This window comes from Rhodococcus wratislaviensis (assembly GCF_041228765.1).
Lineage (GTDB): Bacteria > Actinomycetota > Actinomycetes > Mycobacteriales > Mycobacteriaceae > Rhodococcus_F > Rhodococcus_F wratislaviensis.
In genome coordinates this window covers 6,045,349-6,063,149 of record NZ_CP150488.1, presented here as the reverse complement: position 1 = coordinate 6,063,149, position 17,801 = coordinate 6,045,349, and the positions used below count along the sequence as shown (strand labels likewise).

Here is a 17,801-nt window from a genome sequence, read left to right as displayed (position 1 = left end):
CTAGAACCTGTTCACTCTTACCAGCGAGTAGGATTTGCCGCATGACTGCAAGCGCCCATGACGACCCAGCTCCTCATCCGCACGCCACCGCCGAAGAGGTAGAGGCTGCGCTGAAGGACACCAAACTCGCCCAGGTGCTGTACCACGACTGGGAAGCCGAGACGTACGACGAGAAGTGGTCGATCTCGTACGACGAGCGGTGCATCGACTACGCGCGCGGACGTTTCGACGCCGTCGCGGGCGATCAGCCGCTTCCCTACGAGCGGGCGCTCGAACTGGGCTGCGGCACCGGATTCTTCCTCCTCAACCTGATGCAGGGTGGAGTCGCGAAGACCGGTTCGGTCACCGACCTGTCGCCCGGCATGGTGAAGGTCGCCCTCCGCAACGCCGAGGGCCTGGGATTGTCCGTCGACGGCCGCGTCGCCGACGCCGAAACCATCCCGTACGAGGACGACACGTTCGACCTCGTCGTGGGACACGCGGTCCTGCATCACATCCCGGATGTGGAGCAGTCGCTGCGCGAGGTTCTGCGCGTCCTGAAGCCGGGCGGGCGTTTCGTGTTCGCCGGTGAGCCGACCACGATCGGCAACTTCTACGCCCGCTGGCTGGGTCGCGCGACGTGGGAGGTCACCACCCGGGTCACCAAGTTGCCGTTCCTCGCCGACTGGCGTCGACCGCAGGCGGAACTGGACGAGTCCTCGCGCGCGGCCGCGCTCGAGGCCGTCGTCGACCTCCACACGTTCGATCCGAGCGACCTCGAGAAGATCGCGAAGTCGGCAGGCGCCGAGCAGGTTCACGCGGCTACCGAGGAATTCGCCGCCGCTCTGCTCGGGTGGCCCGTCCGCACGTTCGAGGCCGCTGTGCCGCCGGAGAAGCTGGGCTGGGGCTGGGGGCGTTTCGCGTTCACCGGATGGAAGACGCTCAGCTGGGTCGACGAGAAGGTTCTCCGGCACGTGGTGCCGCGGGGATTCTTCTACAACGTCATGATCACCGGCGTGAAGCCCGGCAACTGAATTGGGCTATGCGTTCACTCCCGGGGACGTGGAGTTCCTGCAGAGCCGGGACGGGGCGGCCGCTCTCGCGGAAGTGGATGGCCTCGCACTGACCACGTCTACGCGCCTGGCCGACATCGGCCGGGCGCGTACGCGTTTCGGCTCACACGGGGCGCTACTGGTGGAGACCGTGCTGTTGCGCCGGAAGGCTGCCGCCAAACTTCCCGGCACCGACACCTGGTTCTTCACGGACGATGCTCTGCAACAGGCGACGCCGCGGGTGGTCGCCGCGCACCGTGCGCTGCGGCTGAAGGACCGGGACGTCCACGACGTCACGTGCTCCATCGGTGCCGAACTGGACGCGGTGGTCGGGACGGCCGCGACCGTGATCGGCAGTGACCTCGACCCGGTCCGGCTTCTGATGGCGCAGCACAACGTTCCCGGGGCGGCCGTTCTCCGCGCCGACGCGCTCGTCCCGTGCACCCGCGGCACCGTCGTCCTCGCGGATCCGGCGCGACGGTCCGGCGGCAGGCGCACGCACGATCCCGCCGCGCTGGAACCGCCGCTGCCCGATCTGATCGACGCGTACCGCGGACGCGATCTTGCAGTGAAGTGCGCCCCGGGACTCGATTTCGACCGGCTCGGCTGGGACGGCGAAGTGGAGGTGGTGTCCCTCGACGGCGGCGTGCGCGAGGCGTGTCTGTGGTCGCCGGGACTGTCCGGTGCCGGTGTCACCCGGCGGGCGAGCGTGCTCGGCTCCGACGGCACCGCGTGGACGGTGACGGACGCCGAGGACGACGACATCCCCGAACGCGCACCGGGGCAATGGATCATCGACCCCGACGGCGCCGTCGTGCGTGCGGGCCTGGTGCGGCACTACGCCGCTCGGCACGGACTGTGGCAGCTGGATCCCCGGATCGCCTATCTCACCGGCGATTCGGTTCCCGACGGCGTGCGAGGCTTCCGCATTCTCGAACAGGTGAAGTATTCGGAGAAGTCGCTGCGGCAGGACCTGGCGCGGCACGACTGCGGGGTGGCGGAAATCCTCGTGCGCGGCGTCGACGTCGATCCCGCGGTCCTGCGCCCCAAGTTGAAGTTGCGCGGAAGTCGTTCGCTCAGTGTGGTGATCACACGGATCGGCCGAGCCGGCGTCGCCTTCATCTGCGCTTCGCGCCCGTGAGTACTTCTCAACCGCCGGACGTTGACAAGTACTCACGGGTCAGCGGAGGACGAACAGCTCCCCGAGCAGTGTCGGGGTGAGGACTTCACCCTTCGGCCCGATGGAGGTGCCGACCGTGAACCCCTTGGCCCCGGGCAGGGTGTCCTGGTCGAGGGTTTCACCGGTCCCGGTGTCGAACGTGAGCATCGCCAGTCCGTCCGTACCCTCGCGGACCACTGCGTAACCGGTCGACCCGGCCGTCTGCGCCGGGACGCCCAGCTGCAGCAGATCCTTCCGCTCCCAGACCAGTTCGGCGTGATCGCCCTTGTCCTGCAACGCCAGCAGGTGGCCGTCGAGTCCGCCCGCGGGGATGATCAGACCGTCCGCGGACGTGGACGGGCTGCCGGCGGCGGCGTACCCGATGTCGTAGCTCCACTTCGGATCGCCGGTCGCAGAATCGATCGCCCACAACGTGCCCCAGTTGTCGTTCGCGTAGACGACGGAGCCGTCGGCCGACAGATCGGGGCTGGACGCGCTGCCGCCCGGCAGAGTGTCGCTGGACCATTCCTGGGTGATCGCGGGGTTGTCGCCGCCGGAGTACTTCATCGCGACGAGTTCCGCCTCGGGAGCGCCGGGCGCGAAGAACGTGAAATAGAACTTGCCGGACTCGAGGTCGATGGCCGGCATGTTGGCGACCGGGCAGTCGGGGGAGCCGAAGAAGCAGCCGTTGAGGCCCTTGTCGTCGGGCAGGATGTCGACGTTCGCGCCCTCGGCGACGGACGGCGGCGGGACGAGATCGTACGGTGCCACGACCTTCTGACCGGTCTGCGTGTTCACGACGTTGATCTGGCCGAGCTGGGTGATGAAGAGGAGGTTGCCGTCGCCGGTGAACTGCGCCGACAGCGGCGTCCCGACCACCGGTGTGCGCCAACGCAGCTGGCCGTACTCGTTGAACGAGTTGATGGCGCCGTTCTCGCCCACGTACACGTTGGCGGCGCCGTCGACGATCGGCGTGGACGCCACGACACCCGGCGCGAGCTGGCGGCACCAGCGTTTGCGGCCGCTGTCCATCTGGTAGGAGAAGAGGTTGCAGCCCTTCTCGGTGCGGGCCGTGATGAAGATCTGGCCGCTGGCGGCCACCGACGCGTAATTCGCGACCGGACCGCCGAGCGGGCGAGACCAGGCGAAGGAGATGTCGCGGGAACCGGTGACGGGGCTGGTGTCGCTGTTGCGGGCGTCCGCGTGCATGCCGGGCCACCCGCCCGCGGAGAAGATGTCGTCGACCTGCGTTCCGCTGCTGCAGCCGCTGAGGACGACAGCCGAGATCGTCGCCAGCGCCAGTACTGACGAACGTAGGACCCGCCGCATTACATCTCCTCGTCTTCGATAACGCTCGGCCCAGAGACTATCCCGCCGAGGCTGCGCCGATCGGCACACCCCGATGCCGGTGTCGGAGTCCGGACACACCCGAACGGGGGCGCGAGCCGTGAACGTAGGCTGACAGGCTATGACGAGCATGTGGGGCGCACCGTTGCGTACGAGGTGGCGAGGATCCCGGCGGAGCGACAGCGAGCAGGCCCGCTTCCTGACACGCGACTCGCTGCGATGGGTGCTGGCGAACAAGGCGTACACGCCGTGGTACCTCGTGCGGTACTACCGGCTCGCGAAGTTCAAGCTGGCCAACCCGCACGTGATCCTGCGCGGCATGGTGTTCCTCGGCAAGCGGGTGGAGATCCATTCGACCCCCGACCTGTCGCGGCTCGAGATCGGCCGCTGGGTCCACATCGGTGACGGCAACGCGATTCGCTGCCACGAGGGTTCGCTGCGCATCGGCGACAAGGTGGTCTTCGGCAAGGACAACGTCGTCAACACGTACCTCGACATCGAGATCGGCGCGTCGACCCTCGTGGCGGACTGGTGCTACATCACCGACTTCGACCACCGCATGGACGACGTGAACGTCCCGATCAAGGACCAGGGCATCGTGAAGGGCCCGGTCCGGATCGGCCCCGACACGTGGGTGGCGGCCAAGGTCACGGTTCTCCGCAACACGCGGGTGGGGCGGGGCTGTGTCCTCGGCGCGCATGCCGTCGTGAAGGGTGACATCCCGGACTTCAGCATCGCCGTCGGTTCGCCCGCCAAGCCCGTGAAGAACCGCAAGGCCGAGTGGGAGGCGGGCGCGTCCGAACGCGCGAAGTACATCGCGGCCCTCGAAGACATCGCCCGGAAGAAGGCGGCGCAGGAGAACTGACCGACGCGGTGGCATAGTCGGCATCATGACCGTGTCGGACAGCGAACTCGAGGAGCGCATCCGGGCGCTCCTCGACGCCCGGGCCGACAGTGCGAGCATCTGCCCGTCGGATGTCGCGCGCGCCGTGGCACCGGACGACTGGCGGCCCCTCATGGAACCGGTGCGGGAGGCCGCCCGGCGTCTGGCCGACGCAGGGGAAGTCGAGGTCACCCAGAAGGGCGCCGTGGTGGATCCGGGGTCGGCGCGGGGCCCGATCCGGATCCGGCGCGTGCGCACGGACTGAGCACCACGTCAGCGGCCGGGCAGCGGACGCTCGGGAATCTCCGGTCTCGCCAACGGGTGCCGCACGCGACGCTTGGCGCCCGCGTAGACGTGGACGGTGTCCTCGGCCACCGTGTGCCAGTCGAAATCGGCGGTGAGGCGGTCGCGCGCGGCCACCGCGCGCTGCTGCGCCCCGGCGGGATCGTCGAGGACCTCCCGGACCGCGGACGTGAGCCCGGTGACGTCGCCGGGGTGGAACGACATGCCGGTCTCCCCGTCGACGACCGCTTCACCGAGGCCGCCGGCGGTGGACGCCACGAGCGGGGTTCCGGAGGCGGCGGCCTCGAGGGCGATGATGCCGAACGGCTCGTACCGGCTGGGCAGGACGATGGCGTCGGCGCCGTGCAGCCACCCGAGCAGTTCGATGTGGTCGAGGTTGCCGAGGAAGTTCACGGCGCGGGCGACGCGATGGGTGCGGGCCTGCTGGTAGAGCCAGGTGAACTGGGTGCCCTCGCCGGCGATCGACAGGGTCGTCCCGGGGTGGCTGCGGCGGATGCGGGGGAGCGCGGCGATGGCGTCCTGCACACCCTTCTCGTATTCGAGGCGGCCGACGAACAGCAGTTCCGGTGGACCGGACCGTGGCGCGCGCTCGCGGAAGCTCCAGGTGGTGACGTCGATTCCGTTGCGGATCACCGTGATCGGCGGGAGCTGTGGGCCGTAGAGTGTGGTCACTTCGTCCTGCATCGATGCGGAACAGGTGATGAGAGCATCGGATTCGTTGGCCAGCCACCATTCCACCGAATGCACCTGCCGGTTGATCCGGCCGGACACCCAGCCGCTGTGCCGTCCGGCCTCGGTGGCGTGGAGCGTGGAAACCAAAGGGACGTCGTAGAATTCGGCCAACGCGATCGCGGGGTGGGCCACGAGCCAGTCGTGTGCGTGCACCACGTCCGGCTGCCAGCCCTCCCCGACACCCGGTTTGTGCAGGGCGACGCCGGCGCGCACCATCGCGTGCCCCATCGCGAGTGTCCACGCCAGCATGTCCTCGCCGAAGACGAAGTGCGCGGGGTCCTCGGCGACGGCGACCACCAGGACGCCGTCCTCGATGTGCGTGACGGTGGGATGGGTGGCGGCGTCGGTGCCCGACGGCCGCCGCGACAGCACCACCACTTCGTGTCCGGCCGCCGCGAGTTCGGTGGCCAGGTGGTGGACGTGGCGGCCGAGGCCGCCGACGACGACGGGTGGGTACTCCCACGACACGATCAGGATCTTCACGACGCCCCTCCCTCGGTGCCCGTCGACCGGTGGTCCCTGCCGGGCAGACGGCGCGCGTCGAGCCCGGGGAACAGGCCGTCGGCGCGGTTCCATCCCTCTGCGAGTCGGTTCGCGGCCACGTCCTTGCCCGCCGACACCGCGGCGGCGATCTCGCGGGTGGCGTGCGCGTGCTTGTGTGCCCGGTCGCGGGCATACCCGGCCGCCGAATCCTTGCTGACCATGAACGCCCAGTCGCTCGATACCGTCATGAGTGCCTCCCGCAGTATCTGATCGTTCACGCGGTTCCGGAGCGCGGGACGTCCGGGGGCGGTGTCGGCGTCGTGGGTCTTGTCGACGGTGTCGAGCGCGGTCGCGACCACCTCGGAGTTGAGTTGCACCAGGTCCGACACCTGATCGCCGGCCCATACCCGCCAATCCTTGCCGGATCCCCACGACGAGTTCTCGAGCTGGACGGGCTCGCCCACGTAGCCCTGCCTGCGGGCGTCGTCGAGGGTGCCGACCCGGATTCCGGCCTCGGGCAGCGCCCGCAGTACCTTCTCGAGCCATTCGGGGCCCTCATGCCACCAGTGCCCGAACAGTTCCGTGTCGAACGCGGCGACGACGAGCGCGGGCCGTCCGATGCGCTCGGACTCGTCGCGCAGCCGCTTGCGGACGGTGGCGACGAAGTCGGCCACGTGCCGATCGACCGCCGCCGACGCGAGCGCGGGGTCGTACGGTGCCTTGTCGGCCGAGTCGACCGTGCGGCCGGTCACCCGGGCCGGTTTGAGGCCCGTGTCGTGGTCGTACGTGTGGAAGTCGCGGTAGGCGCCGTGCCCGGGATAGCCCGACTTCGGGGACCACACCCGGTAGCTCACCTGCAGGTCTCGGCCGAACGCGACCACATCGGACTCACGGACCGGCCTGCCGAGCGACGTGTCGCCGCGCAGGGCGGGACCGTCGACCATGAAATGAGTGACGCCCGCCTCGGCGTATCCGGTCTCCATGCCGGGGGTGTACCCGCATTCGGGCCCCCAGATACCTGTCGGGGTGCAGTTCCACCGAGCGGCCGCATCGGCGAGTCCCTCGCGGAGGGAGTAGGCGCGCAACCGCGGATCGAGCAGCGGCTGGAACGGGTGTGCCAGCGGGCCGCCGAGCAGTTCGAACGCCTCGCGGTCGAGAAGGTCGCGCAGGACGGGTGAGCCGCCGTGCCGCCAGCGCAGCTCGAAGTCGGCGAGTGCGGCAGCGGACGCGCGGTGCTCGCGGGCACCGAGATCGCGGTGCGCGTCGTCGGGCATGCCTGCCGCCTCGTGCGCGCGGATCTGCCAGTTCCCGAGCCAGTGGTGCATTCCCGCCAGACAGTGCGGATCATCGAGCTGAGCTGCGAGAACGGGGGTGATACCGAGGGTCAGCAGATGCGCGCGACCCTCGTCGGACAGCCGCCGCAGCATCGCGGTGAGGGGGAGGTACGACGCCGCCCACGACTGGTACAGCCACTCCTCGCCCACCGGCCACCGGCCGTGGTTGGCGAGCCAGGGCAGGTGGGAGTGCAGGACCAGGCAGAACATGCCCGGTTCCGTCGCGTCGCCCGCTCCGGTGCGGTTGTCGGTTTCGGTCACCGAACAGGATCTTTCACCGCGACGGCCACCAGGTCGAGGCTGTCGTCGATGTCGCCCTCGTGCAGGGCGAAATCGTCGACGGTGATGCCCTCGACGTCGCGGGTCAGTTCGTCGGGCCAGGGTTCACCGGCGAGTGCGCGGTCGATCTGCGCGCCGATGAAGGAGCCGCCGTGCTTAGCGTCGAGGGACTTCAGCCGATCGCCGTGATGGACGCCGGTCATGAGGGCGACCGTGAACCCGGCCTCCTCGAGGAGTTCGGTCAGCTCGGCCGCGTCGAGTTCGCGGGTGTGGAACGGATTGAGAGGCGTGTCGCGGCCCGGCGAGAACGTGATGCGGTTGGGGGTGCTGACGAGCAGTTCCCCTCCGGGCGTCAGCACCCGGAAGCACTCGCGCAGGAATTGGGCCTGGTCCCACAGGTGTTCGATCACCTGGAAATTGACCACGGTGTCGACGGATTCGTCGTCGAGGGGAAGCTCCGCGAGGTTGCCGTGCAGCATCTCGACGCGGGGGTATCGCGCACGCACGTGTTCGACTGCCGAGATGTCGTAGTCGAGTCCGGTGACGCTCTGTGCCACATCGGCAATCATGTTGGCGCCGTAGCCTTCTCCGGATCCGGCCTCGAGTACCCGGCGTCCCGTGCAGCGGGGGAGGAGGTCGCGGTAGACCACCTCGTGACGCCGGAACCAGTAGTTCTCCTCGGGGATCCCGGGCACGGTCCGCTCGCCCGTGAGGGGCAGTTGCTCGTCTCCGGTCGATGGCAATTGCTCGTGCCCGAGCGGGGGCAGCGGTGCGTCCTCGCGGTCGCCGACAAATGATTCGCTCACCGCTGCGAGGTTAGTGCCACCGGCAAGGTCGCTCGTCCAGGTGGTCTACATCACAGGGATGAAATGCGCATTCGGCCGTTATGGTGAACGAGGCTTTCACGCAAGTTACCGACCGGTAACTTAACGTGGGGTAATCTGTCGCAGAGCCATCGTGCGACGAAATATCGACAACGAGAGCTCGGCCCACGCGGAGCAACTCACGATAACCACGCAAGAACACACAGGAGGTCGACGAAGACCCATGACGAACATCGTTGTTTTGATCAAGCAGGTCCCCGACACGTGGTCCGAGCGCAAGCTGACCGACGGTGACTACACGCTTGACCGCGAGGCCGCCGATGCAGTGCTCGACGAGATCAACGAGCGCGCCGTCGAAGAAGCGCTCCTGATCAAGGAGGCTCAGGGCGGCGAGGTGACCGTCCTCTCCGCAGGTCCGGACCGTGCCACCGACGCCATCCGCAAGGCCCTGTCCATGGGTGCCGACAAGGCAGTGCACATCAACGACCCGGCCCTCCACGGCTCCGACGCGGTGCAGACCGCGTGGACCCTGGCCGCGGCACTCGGACAGATCACGTTCGAGAACGAAGAGCCTGCCGACCTGATCATCGCCGGTAACGAGGCCACCGACGGCCGCGTCGGCGCCGTCCCGGCCATCATCGCCGAGTACCTGGGCATCCCGCAGCTCACGCAGCTGCGCAAGCTCACGGTCGCCGACGGCACCGTCACCGGCGAGCGCGAGACCGACGAGGGCGTCTTCGGCCTCGAGGCGAGCCTGCCGGCCATCGTCAGCGTCACCGAGAAGATCAACGAGCCCCGCTTCCCCTCCTTCAAGGGCATCATGGCCGCGAAGAAGAAGGAAGTCATCGTCTACACGCTGGCCGACCTCGGTGTCGACCCGGAGACCGTCGGTGTCGCCAACGCGGGCACCACCGTCACCGCCTCCACCCCCAAGCCCCCGCGTACCGCTGGTGAGCGCATCGTCGACGAGGGCGACGGCGGCAGCAAGATCGCTGCCTACCTCGTGGGCCAGAAGATCATCTGATCGCGCCCCTCTACGGACCAGCAGACACATACAGGGAGAGTTAGACATGGCAGAAGTACTGGTGCTCGTCGAGCACGCAGAGGGTGCGCTGAAGAAGGTCAGCACCGAACTCATCACCGCCGCTCGCGCGCTCGGTGAGCCGGCCGCAGTGGTCACCGGTCCCGCCGGTACCGCCGACAAGCTGGCCGAGGGCCTCGCCGCCGCAGGCGCGGCCAAGATCTACGTCGCCGAGTCGGACGACATCGACGGCTACCTGGTCACCCCGAAGGTCGACGTGCTCGCGTCGCTCGTCGAGTCGGCTGCGCCGGCCGCGGTCATCACCGCCGCCAGCGTCGAGGGCAAGGAGGTCTCCGGACGTCTTGCTGCCCGCATCGGCTCCGGTCTGCTCGTCGACGTCGTCGACGTCAAGTCCGACGGCAGCGCCGTGCACTCCATCTTCGGTGGCGCGTTCACCGTCGACGCCAAGGCCAACGGCGACGTCCCGGTCATCTCGGTCCGTCCGGGTGCCATCGAGGCGAAGCCCGAAGCCGGCGCAGGCGAGAAGGTTTCCGTCGAGGTTCCGGCCCAGGACGAGGGCGCCGTCAAGATCACCTCGCGTGATCCGATCGTCGGTGGCGACCGTCCCGAGCTCACCGAGGCGACCGTCGTCGTCTCCGGTGGCCGTGGTGTCGGCAGCGCCGACAAGTTCTCCGTCGTCGAGGAACTCGCCGACTCGCTCGGTGCCGCCGTCGGCGCCTCGCGTGCCGCGGTCGACTCGGGCTACTACCCGGGCCAGTTCCAGGTCGGTCAGACCGGTAAGACGGTCTCCCCGCAGCTGTACATCGCGCTCGGCATCTCCGGTGCCATCCAGCACCGCGCCGGTATGCAGACGTCGAAGACCATCGTCGCCGTGAACAAGGACGAGGAAGCCCCGATCTTCGAGATCGCGGACTACGGCATCGTCGGCGACCTGTTCAACGTCGCGCCGCAGCTCACCGAGGCTGTCAAGGCTCACAAGGGCTGATTCTCGACCGACGGCGGCCCCGTTCCCTTCCCGGGAGCGGGGCCGCCGTCGTATCTTCCGTCGTTCATCCGGGCTGCATCGACACGACACCCAGGCGATGCCCTCACGCCGCCCCTGCTCGGTAAACCTGCGCCATGACAACTTCGTCAGTTCTCCGCGCACCGAGTGAGACCGCCGATTCTGTTGTAACCGCACCCCGATACTCCCTGGTCGTCTCGTCCGACCGCGAACACCGCGTGGCCGCCCAGCGGCTGCGCTACCGCGTGTTCGCCTCCGAGCCCGGATTCTCCGTCCCCGCGCACGCGGACGCCCTCGACGCCGACCGGTTCGACGACTTCTGTGACCACCTCCTCGTCCGCCACGAGGCGACCGGCGAGTTCGTCGGGTGCTACCGCATGCTCCCGCCCGACGCCGCAGCCCAGGCCGGGGGCTACTACACCGCCACCGAATTCGACATCTCCGCTCTGGACCCTGTCGGCAACCGCATCGTCGAGATGGGCCGGGCGTGCGTCGACCCCGACCACCGCTCCGGTTCGGTCCTGAGCCTGATGTGGGCCGGGATCCTCCACTATCTGCAGCTCACTGGATACGAGTGGGTCATGGGGTGTGTCTCCGTGCCGATGCGGGAGCATCCGGATGCCGTGGCCGGTTCCAACGTCCGCGGGGTGCGAGACCTGCTGCTCCGCAAGTACGGCAACGACCCGGACGCACGGGCCGTGCCCAGGAACCCGGTGTTCGTCGACGGGTGGTCGCTCGACGAGATCGATCCGCCCGCCCGGCCGACCCTGCCGCCGCTGCTCCGGGGCTACCTGCGCCTCGGCGCCAAGGTGTGCGGTGAGCCCGCGCACGATCCGGAGTTCGGTGTCGCCGATTTCGTCGCCCTGCAGGGACTGCACGGCGCCAACGAGCGGTACCTCGAACGCCTGCGGTCGGCGTCGGCCACTCTCGAGGCGGGGGCACAGGCATGAGTACGGCCGTGTCCGAGTCGACCGGGGTGACCGTGCACTCGTGGATGCCGTCGAGTCCGTGCGGCGCGGGGTGTCTGCCTGCGGAGGCGAACGGAGTGTCGATCCCGACCGTGGTCGTTCGGTGGTGTCTCGTGGTGTCGGCCCTGGCGACGGCGCCGCTCCTGACCGCGGGATGGTTGCTGCCCCGGTCGTGGCGGACCGGTCTGCAGCGGCGGTACGCGGCGATCCTGTTGCGCTGCGTGGGAATCCGCCTCGTCGTCGTCGATCATCGCGGAAAGCGCCGCCATACCGGCGGGATACTGGTGGTGGCGGGCCACGTGTCGTGGACCGACGTACTGGTGCTCAGCGCACTCGCCCCGGCGAACTTCGTCGCCCGCGGGGATCTGCTCGACTGGCCGGTTCTGGGATCGCTCGCGCGGCGGATGAGGGTCGTCCCGATCGAGCGGCAGAGCCTGCGGGCGCTCCCGGCCACGGTGGCGACGACGGCGGGCAGGCTGCGCGCCGGCGAACGAGTCGTGGCGTTCCCGGAGGGCACCACGTGGTGCGGACGGGCGTACGGCGGTTTCCGGCCCGCGCTGTTCCAGGCGGCGATCGACGCGGAATGCCCGGTCCAGCCGATCTCGCTGCGGTACACCGGCCGGGGCGGGGAGCTGACGACCGGGCCGTGCTTCGTGGGCGAGGAGACGATCGGTCAGTCGATCCGGCGCATCATCCGCCAGAAGGGGGTCATCGCGGAGGTCAGGCTGGCGCCGATCGAGTATCCGGGAGAGTGCCGCCGCGATCTGGCGGCCCGGTGTGAGCGCGCCGCGCGAGGCGACGAACGGATCGATCTCGCAGCGCACGACATCGTCGATCCGCTGCAGGGTGCGGTCGGGGTGGCGGCCGCGGGCATCGAGGCGGCGGAGCGTCTCGTCGCCTGAGCTATCCTGGTCACGTCATGACCTCTGCCCGCAGTGCCGATCACCCCGTCTACCTGGACCACGCAGCCACCACTCCCATGGTGCCCGCGGCCGTCCGGGCGATGACCGACATCTTCAGGACCGTGGGCAATGCGTCCTCGCTGCACGGTTCCGGGCGCGCCGCCCGCCGTCGCATCGAGGAGGCCCGCGAGTCCATCGCCGCCGACCTCGGCGCCAGACCGTCCGAGGTCATCTTCACCTCCGGCGGCACCGAGAGCGACAACCTGGCCGTCAAGGGCATCTTCTGGGCCCGGCGCGACGCCGACCCGGGCCGGGTGCGGATTCTCGCCAGTTCCGTCGAGCACCACGCGGTGCTCGACGCGGTGGAGTGGCTCGAGAAGCACGAGGGTGCTCAGGTCACGTGGCTGCCCGTCGACGAACTGGGCCGGGTGTCCCCGCAGACGTTGCGCGACGAACTCGCCGTCCACGCGGACGAGACGGCCCTGGTCACGATCATGTGGGCCAACAACGAGGTCGGCACGATCATGCCGATCACCGAACTCGCTGCGGTCGCGGCCGAGTTCGGTGTGCCGATGCACAGCGACGCCGTCCAGGCCGTCACGCACATCCCCGTGGACTTCGCTGCGAGCGGGTTGTCCGCGCTGAGCATCGCCGCGCACAAGGTCGGCGGACCGCAGGGCGTCGGTGCACTGCTGCTGGGACGGCAGGTGCCGTGTGTGCCGCTGCTGCACGGCGGGGGACACGAACGCGACCTGCGTTCGGGTACCCCGGACACGGCGGGTGTCGTCGGCATGGCGGCGGCGCTGCGCGACACGACGGCCGACCTCGACTCCCGCGCGACGGAACTGACCGTCCTGCGCGACCGCCTGATCGAGCGCGTCGGCGAGACCGTTCCCGACGCCGTGCTGAACGGGCCGGTGGGCAGCGCGCGACTGCCGGGCAACGCCCACTTCACGTTCCCCGGCTGCGAGGGCGATTCGCTGCTGATGCTGCTCGACGCCGCCGGGATCGAATGTTCTACGGGCTCGGCGTGTACCGCCGGGGTCGCTCGTCCGAGTCACGTCCTGACCGCGATGGGCGTGGATTCCGCGACCGCGCGGGGATCGCTGCGCTTCTCGTTCGGGCACACGTCGACCGTCGCGGACGTGGATGCAGTCGTCGCGGCACTGCCGCAAGTTGTGGAGCGGGCCCGGGCCGCCGGGCTCGCCGGTGTCGGAGCGCGTGGAGGGGATCGTTGATGCGAGTACTGGCGGCCATGAGTGGCGGCGTGGATTCCGCTGTGGCGGCGGCCCGGGCGGTCGCTGCCGGGCACGACGTGGTGGGAGTGCATCTCGCGCTGTCCGCCGAGCCGGGCACGCTGCGGACCGGATCCCGGGGCTGCTGCTCCAAAGAGGACGCCGGTGATGCCCGGCGTGCCGCGGACGTGCTCGGAATCCCGTTCTATGTCTGGGATTTCGCCGACCGTTTCAAGGAGGACGTGATCGACGACTTCGTGGCGTCGTACGCCGCGGGGGAGACCCCCAACCCGTGCCTGCGGTGCAACGAGAAGATCAAGTTCGCGGCGCTCGCGGACCGTGCGATCGCCCTCGGGTTCGACGCGGTGGCCACCGGCCACTACGCGCAGCTCGAGAACGGCGTGCTGCGCCGTGCCGTCGACGCGGACAAGGACCAGTCGTACGTGCTCGGTGTGCTCACCGCCGAGCAGTTGTCGCGGGCGATGTTCCCGGTGGGGGACACCCCGAAGGACCGGATCCGGGAGGAGGCCGCAGAACGCGGCCTCGCCGTGGCGAACAAGCCCGACAGCCACGACATCTGCTTCATCCCGTCCGGCGACACCCGCGCGTTCCTCGGCGCCCGAATCGGTGTCCGTCCGGGCAGTGTGGTCGACGCCGATTCGGGTGAGGTGCTCGCGGAACACGAAGGCGTGCACGGTTTCACGATCGGCCAGCGGAAGGGCCTCGGTGTCCAGGGTCCCGCAGCCGACGGGCAACCGCGGTACGTGACGTCGATCGAACCCGACACCGGCACCGTCCGTGTCGGTTCCGCACGCAACCTCGAAGTGCACGCGATCACGGCGGACCGCGCCGTGTGGACGTCCGGGAACGCGCCTGCCGGGCCGGTCGAATGCACCGTCCAGGTACGGGCGCACGGCGGGCTCGCCGAGGCCGTCGCCGAAGCGGTCGACGGCGGCATCGCCATCTCTCTTCGGGAGCCGCTGACCGGTGTCGCGAAGGGGCAGGCCGTCGTCCTGTACCGGACCGACCCGGCAGGCGACATCGTGCTGGGCAGTGGAACCATCTCGGGTACCGACGCGCGTCCGAACACGCAGTGACGCAGGGTATCTCACTGGCCGGGGCCGTCACCGGCGTCGGCTCGTGGCCGGGCACCGATCCGCGTGAAGCCGCCACGGTCGTCCTCGGCGAACTCGGCCGGCTCCCGCACCTCGTCGAGTTGCCCGCCCGCGGGCTCGGCGCCGACATGATCGGCCGCGCCAGCGCTCTGCTCGTGGATCTGCAACTGGACGTGTCCACGACGGCCTACCGTGTGGTGCAGCGTCGCGGCTCGGTCGCCAAGCGGGCGACCGACCTCCTGAACCAGGATCTCGACGCGCTGGAGGAGGCGTGGGAGAGTGCGGGCCTCGTCGGCGCCGACCACGTGGTGAAGGTGCAGTCGGTGGGCCCACTCACGCTGGCGGCCGAGGTGGAACTCGGCACCGGCCGGCGCGTGCTGACCGACCCCGGCGCGGTGCGCGACTTCGCCGAATCGCTGGGCGAGGGGCTCGCGCGGCACGCCGCGGAGGTCAACCGACGTCTCGGCGCGCAGGTGCTGGTCCAGTTCGACGAGCCACGACTGCCCGCCGTGCTGGCGGGCACGCTGTCCGGCCGGTCGCGGCTCGAGACCGTGCGGGCGATGCCGGAACCGGAGGCGCTCGCCGTGCTCGAGGCGGCCCTCGCAGGCTCCGGCGCGGTGACCATGGTGCATTGCTGCTCCGGCGATCTGCCCACCGACCTCCTGCGGCGCAGCAGTGCCCGCGCAGTGGGTCTGGACGTGGCACAGCTGACGTCCGCGGACCTGGACGGCATCGGCGAGTTGCTCGATGCGGGCAAGGAGCTCGCATTCGGCCTCGTTCCGACCGACACTCCGGCTGTGCCTGCCACGTGGCGCGACCTCGCTCGACCTGCGGTGACGTTGATCGACCGGCTCGGATTTCCGCGCACGACGCTGCGGACCCAGGTCGCCGTGACTCCTGCCTGCGGGCTCGCGGGCGCCGATCAGTCCTGGAGCCGGGAGGCCCTGAAGTTGTGCTCCGAGGTGAGCAGCGCGTTCACCGATGACCCCGAATCGCTCTGAGTCCGGCGTTCGGTGTCGGCCGGACCGGTTAATCTTCGGTAGTGAGTGAATCGACCGAAGCCCCGACACCGGCCCCCGGACACGTCCGGGAGCACTGGAACGAGCTGGCCGAGGAAGTGCGACAGCACCAGTTCCGCTATTACGTCCGCGACGCGCCCATCATCTCCGACGGAGAGTTCGATGTGCTGCTGGGCGAGCTGAACGACCTCGAGAACCAGTATCCCGACCTGCGGACGCCCGATTCGCCGACACAACTCGTCGGCGGCGGTTTCGCCACCGACTTCGCCTCCGCCGATCATCTCGAGCGGATGCTCAGCCTTGACAACGTCTTCGACACCGGCGAACTGCGCACCTGGATCAGCCGGGTGGAGCAGGAGACCGGGCCCGACCTGCACTACCTGTGCGAGGTGAAGATCGACGGAGTCGCGCTGAACCTGGTCTACGAGAACGGCCGGCTCGTCCGGGCGGCCACGCGCGGCGACGGCCGCACCGGTGAAGAAGTGACGCTCAACGCGCGGACCATCGACGACATCCCGGAAAAGCTCACCGGCACAGACGAATACCCGGTCCCGGCGCTCCTCGAGGTGCGCGGCGAGGTGTTCTTCCGGCTCGAGGACTTCGCGGCACTCAACGCGGCGCTCGTCGAGGAAGGCAAGGCGCCGTTCGCGAATCCCCGGAACTCCGCGGCCGGGTCGCTGCGGCAGAAGAATCCGGCCGTCACCGCCCGCAGGCGCCTCGGGATGATCTGCCACGGCCTCGGCCGGAGCGAAGGATTCGAGCCGGTCTCCCAGTACGACGCATACACGGCACTGGCGGCGTGGGGCCTGCCCGTGTCGACCCACACCGCCCGCGTCACGGGCGCGGACGCCGTCGTGGACAGGGTGCAGTACTGGGGCGAGCACCGGCACGACGTGGAGCACGAGATCGACGGTCTGGTGGTCAAAGTCGACGAGACGTCGCTGCAACGCCGGCTGGGGTCCACGTCGCGGGCGCCGCGCTGGGCGATCGCCTACAAGTACCCCCCGGAAGAGGCCACCACCAAACTTCTCGACATCCGGGTCAACGTCGGTCGCACCGGCCGCGTCACCCCGTTCGCCTACATGGAACCGGTCACGGTCGCCGGCTCCACCGTCTCCCTCGCCACCCTGCACAACGGCTCCGAGGTCAAACGCAAAGGCGTGCTCATCGGCGACACGGTCGTGCTGCGCAAGGCCGGTGATGTCATCCCCGAGGTCCTCGGGCCCGTGGTCGACGCCCGGACGGGCGACGAGTACGAGTTCGTGATGCCCACCCACTGCCCGGAGTGCGGCACACTGCTGGCCCCCGCCAAGGAGGGGGACGCGGACATTCGCTGCCCCAACCAGCAGTACTGCCCCGCGCAGCTCCGGGAACGCGTGTTCCACGTCGCGGGCCGCGGCGCATTCGACATCGAGGTCCTCGGCTACGAGGCCGCCACGAGCCTCCTCGAAGCCAAGGCGATCGGCGACGAGGGCGACCTGTTCTCGCTCACCGCGGACGATCTGCTCAAGACGTCGCTCTTCCGGACCAAGGCCGGCGGGTTGTCGGCCAACGGCCGCCGGCTGCTCGACAATCTCGACTCCGCCAAGGACAAGCCGCTGTGGCGGGTGCTGGTCGCGCTGTCCATCCGTCATGTCGGTCCCACGGCGGCACGTGCCCTGGCCGGTGAATTCGGGTCGCTCGAGCGGATCCGGGAGAGCTCCGTCGAGGAACTCGCGGCAGTGGACGGGGTCGGCGGCACCATCGCCGCGGCCGTCGCCGAGTGGTTCGGCGTCGACTGGCACCAGCAGATCGTGGAGAAGTGGTCCGCGGCCGGGGTTCGCATGGAAGACGAACGCGACGAATCGATTCCGCGCAACCTCGAAGGCCTGTCGATCGTCGTCACGGGTTCGCTCGAGACGTTCTCGCGCGACCAGGCGAAGGAGGCGATCCTCGTCCGAGGCGGTAAGGCCGCGGGTTCGGTGTCGAAGAAGACGGCGTTCGTGGTGGTCGGCGAATCACCGGGTTCGAAGCACGACAAGGCCGTCGAACTCGGAGTGCCGGTCCTCGACGAGGACGGGTTCCGCCGACTACTGGAGGGCGGACCGGACGCCGTCGCGGATTCCGGAGTGTGATCGGAACCTCACGCCCGCATTTTGGGCG

General features: G+C 69.3%; 16 protein-coding genes. 12 read left to right on the top strand and 4 right to left on the bottom strand.

From position 1 onward, the window contains the following. Positions 1 to 41: 41 nt before the first annotated feature. Entirely contained in the window at positions 42 to 1,013 is a 972-nt protein-coding gene (locus tag WKC72_RS28100; protein WP_007296833.1) for a class I SAM-dependent methyltransferase, read from the top strand. A 1-nt stretch (position 1,014) separates the two neighbouring features. Beyond that, the gene (locus WKC72_RS28095) at positions 1,015 to 2,172 is read left to right on the top strand and encodes a class I SAM-dependent methyltransferase (RefSeq protein ID WP_370180463.1); all 1,158 of its coding nucleotides are present in this window, start codon (positions 1,015 to 1,017) and stop codon (positions 2,170 to 2,172) included. A 39-nt stretch (positions 2,173 to 2,211) separates the two neighbouring features. Here WKC72_RS28095 and WKC72_RS28090 read toward each other — a convergent pair whose 3' ends face one another. Beyond that, entirely contained in the window at positions 2,212 to 3,519 is a 1,308-nt protein-coding gene (locus WKC72_RS28090) for a PQQ-binding-like beta-propeller repeat protein (RefSeq protein ID WP_370180462.1), read from the bottom strand. Between the two features lie 139 nt (positions 3,520 to 3,658). Here WKC72_RS28090 and WKC72_RS28085 point away from each other — a divergent pair, with 139 nt between their 5' ends. Next, complete coding sequence (locus WKC72_RS28085; protein WP_005240319.1) at positions 3,659 to 4,402, top strand: acyltransferase; 744 nt, start codon at positions 3,659 to 3,661, stop codon at positions 4,400 to 4,402. Between the two features lie 25 nt (positions 4,403 to 4,427). Next, positions 4,428 to 4,685, top strand: coding sequence for a DUF3253 domain-containing protein (locus WKC72_RS28080; RefSeq protein ID WP_037245391.1), 258 nt, complete (start codon positions 4,428 to 4,430; stop codon positions 4,683 to 4,685). An 8-nt stretch (positions 4,686 to 4,693) separates the two neighbouring features. Here WKC72_RS28080 and WKC72_RS28075 read toward each other — a convergent pair whose 3' ends face one another. From WKC72_RS28075 to WKC72_RS28065, 3 genes are read right to left on the bottom strand one after another with little or no spacing between them, the layout of a single operon-like run. Next, positions 4,694 to 5,938: a glycosyltransferase family 4 protein gene (locus WKC72_RS28075; RefSeq protein WP_370180460.1), complete on the bottom strand. Its 1,245-nt coding sequence runs from the start codon at positions 5,936 to 5,938 to the stop codon at positions 4,694 to 4,696. Further along, positions 5,935 to 7,533, bottom strand: a complete 1,599-nt coding sequence (locus WKC72_RS28070; RefSeq protein ID WP_370180459.1) for a 1,4-alpha-glucan branching protein domain-containing protein — start codon at positions 7,531 to 7,533, stop codon at positions 5,935 to 5,937. The genes WKC72_RS28075 and WKC72_RS28070 overlap by 4 nt, the downstream gene beginning before the upstream one ends. Beyond that, a complete protein-coding gene (locus WKC72_RS28065) occupies positions 7,530 to 8,357 on the bottom strand; it encodes a class I SAM-dependent methyltransferase (protein ID WP_370180458.1) in 828 nt (275 codons plus the stop codon). Before WKC72_RS28065 ends, WKC72_RS28070 begins: the two co-directional genes overlap by 4 nt. A 241-nt stretch (positions 8,358 to 8,598) precedes the next feature. Here WKC72_RS28065 and WKC72_RS28060 point away from each other — a divergent pair, with 241 nt between their 5' ends. From WKC72_RS28060 to ligA, 8 genes are all read left to right on the top strand, one after another. Further along, a complete protein-coding gene (locus WKC72_RS28060) occupies positions 8,599 to 9,399 on the top strand; it encodes an electron transfer flavoprotein subunit beta/FixA family protein (RefSeq protein ID WP_037245401.1) in 801 nt (266 codons plus the stop codon). Positions 9,400 to 9,445: 46 nt separating this feature from the next. Next, on the top strand, positions 9,446 to 10,402 hold the full coding sequence (locus tag WKC72_RS28055; protein ID WP_005240335.1) for an electron transfer flavoprotein subunit alpha/FixB family protein: 957 nt from the start codon (positions 9,446 to 9,448) through the stop codon (positions 10,400 to 10,402). Between the two features lie 134 nt (positions 10,403 to 10,536). Further along, a complete protein-coding gene (locus WKC72_RS28050; protein ID WP_112299409.1) occupies positions 10,537 to 11,370 on the top strand; it encodes a GNAT family N-acetyltransferase in 834 nt (277 codons plus the stop codon). After that, positions 11,367 to 12,290 (top strand): lysophospholipid acyltransferase family protein, encoded by a 924-nt coding sequence (locus tag WKC72_RS28045; protein WP_370180457.1) that lies wholly within the window; start codon positions 11,367 to 11,369, stop codon positions 12,288 to 12,290. The genes WKC72_RS28050 and WKC72_RS28045 overlap by 4 nt, the downstream gene beginning before the upstream one ends. 17 nt (positions 12,291 to 12,307) lie before the next feature. Continuing rightward, positions 12,308 to 13,528: a cysteine desulfurase family protein gene (locus WKC72_RS28040; protein WP_112299407.1), complete on the top strand. Its 1,221-nt coding sequence runs from the start codon at positions 12,308 to 12,310 to the stop codon at positions 13,526 to 13,528. Beyond that, positions 13,528 to 14,622 carry a tRNA 2-thiouridine(34) synthase MnmA gene (gene mnmA / locus WKC72_RS28035; protein WP_037245409.1) on the top strand — a complete coding sequence of 365 codons (1,095 nt, stop codon included), beginning with the start codon at positions 13,528 to 13,530 and terminating at the stop codon, positions 14,620 to 14,622. The genes WKC72_RS28040 and mnmA overlap by 1 nt, the downstream gene beginning before the upstream one ends. Then, positions 14,619 to 15,641: a methionine synthase gene (locus WKC72_RS28030; protein ID WP_037245411.1), complete on the top strand. Its 1,023-nt coding sequence runs from the start codon at positions 14,619 to 14,621 to the stop codon at positions 15,639 to 15,641. The genes mnmA and WKC72_RS28030 overlap by 4 nt, the downstream gene beginning before the upstream one ends. A gap of 41 nt (positions 15,642 to 15,682) precedes the next feature. Further along, a complete protein-coding gene (ligA, locus tag WKC72_RS28025) occupies positions 15,683 to 17,773 on the top strand; it encodes an NAD-dependent DNA ligase LigA (RefSeq protein ID WP_370180456.1) in 2,091 nt (696 codons plus the stop codon). Positions 17,774 to 17,801 lie beyond the last annotated feature (28 nt).